This window comes from Prevotella sp. AM42-24, assembly GCF_003461825.1.
GTDB lineage: Bacteria > Bacteroidota > Bacteroidia > Bacteroidales > Bacteroidaceae > Prevotella > Prevotella hominis.
The window spans coordinates 6,483-8,243 of record NZ_QTXV01000094.1; the positions used below are offsets into that span (position 1 = coordinate 6,483).

Below are 1,761 nucleotides of genomic sequence, written 5' to 3' on the forward strand. Positions count from 1 at the left end.
TAATCAAGCTATTTTATTTGATTTTTCCCATTTTTTATGAAGGAAAAGATGGTGATATTTTTCATATCTGCAAGAGTTCACTGGGAAAAGTTACTGAAAAAGTTATGAGTGCTCATAATTTTATGGGGTTCTGAAGTCGCGCAAGTAAACTCCACACTGTTGGGCGGATAATATGGCAGTGTGGTGGTTTCAACCATACAGGTCTAATAAAACTCTGTTTCTTTATATTCTACAAACCTTCCAATACCCATTTCCATGCAGGTTTTATTTCTATTCTGAGTCCATCACGCACAATCTCCCCTTCATCCTCATAGGTGATTATCATAGCTCTCTTCAGAGGATGCAAACCATGCAAGGCTACTAATGCTTTCACTTCTCGCTCTATGGTTTCCCCATCGCTCATCTGATAGCTCGCCTGAACAGCTAACCCCTCATCTGGCACATAGAAATCAACCTCTATGTTTTTATTATAATAGTATAAGCCCTTGGCGTATTTCTTGTATAATGTAATTGCGCAAAGGTTCTCCAGCAGAGAGGTGTTCGGATTGTTGATGAAGAGATGCAGCAGCCCATTATCTACAAAATAATGTTTTTTAATTGTTTCTTTCTCCACGAACTTGGAAACATAATTGTCAATAGAAATCAACAAGCATGATTCTTGCAGATAGCGAACATACTCCATTACTGTTGATGGGCTACATGGAGTACCGGTTGCTTTTATCAGATTGCTCAAACGATTCAAGGAGCATGGCTGTTTCACGCTTTCTGCCAATCTTCTTACACAAAGGCGTAAGGCATCCTCGTTCTTTATTTTGTGCCGAACCACCAGGTCATTAAAGAAAATACGATTATATAAGCTGTTGAGCCATATTCTCTTTTCTTGAAAATGCACAAGCTCAGGGAAACCACCCCAATCAAAGTAAGTTCGGAAATGGCGCTGCAGTTCATCTGCTTTTCGGCCATATTGCCAATTCTTTGAAAGCAAGACTTCAACAGCTTTCAGATATTCAGAAAAGCTATATGGAAACACGCTGATGTCCAGGTATCTTCCTCCCAATACAGTCTCTATGTCACGACTCAGCATTTTGGCATTACTGCCAGTTATATAGACACGATATTTTTGGTTGGCTAGACGGCGTGCAAAGTTCGCCCACCCTTCAACATTCTGTATCTCATCAAAGAAGAAGATGGGCTGACCTTCATACATGCTATGATAGGCTTGCAATATGAAATCTAAGTCTGTTACCGACATTCCTTGCAAACGTTCATCGTCAAAGTTGACATACACGATATCTTCTATATCAACTCCATTTGCCAGCAATTGCTGTATTCTCTGGTATAGCAAATAGGATTTTCCTGCTTGTCTTACTCCTACAAACACATAATTGCCATATTCCTCTAAATATAGAGGACGCTGTACCAAATGAATACGACCTATATATTCTTGGCTCTCAGCTATTATCGTTCGAAACAATTCCTTTTCCATATACTTACTTTTGGGGGCAAAAGTACGAATTTTATTTGATACTACAAAATTTAAAGGCTCTTTTTATTCGGTAGCAGCGAATAAAATGGCATAATTCTATTCGCTGTTACCGAATAAAATCAACAAACAGAACTACCTTTCTCTTATCAACAGTCTTCAGCCGAGTGTGGATTCTCTTGCCGCACGCATCTTTACCGAATCTTCAAGACAAAAGAAGACTGTTCTCCTACAGAATGGAGAGACTTCCAATCTACAGATGTAGCACAAAATGATTC

1 protein-coding gene is annotated in these 1,761 nt (G+C 39.1%); it reads right to left on the reverse strand.

All coding sequences use genetic code 11. From position 1 onward, the window contains the following. Window positions 1–229: 229 nt before the first annotated feature. Window positions 230–1,486, reverse strand: coding sequence for an ATP-binding protein (locus DW917_RS15640; protein ID WP_118120215.1), 1,257 nt, complete (start codon window positions 1,484–1,486; stop codon window positions 230–232). Window positions 1,487–1,761: the final 275 nt, after the last annotated feature.

Bases quoted from the DNA above. Each gene is read 5' to 3' on its own strand.
- DW917_RS15640 (WP_118120215.1), bottom strand. From the start codon at position 1,486: ATGGAAAAGGAATTGTTTCGAACGATAATAGCTGAGAGCCAAGAATAT.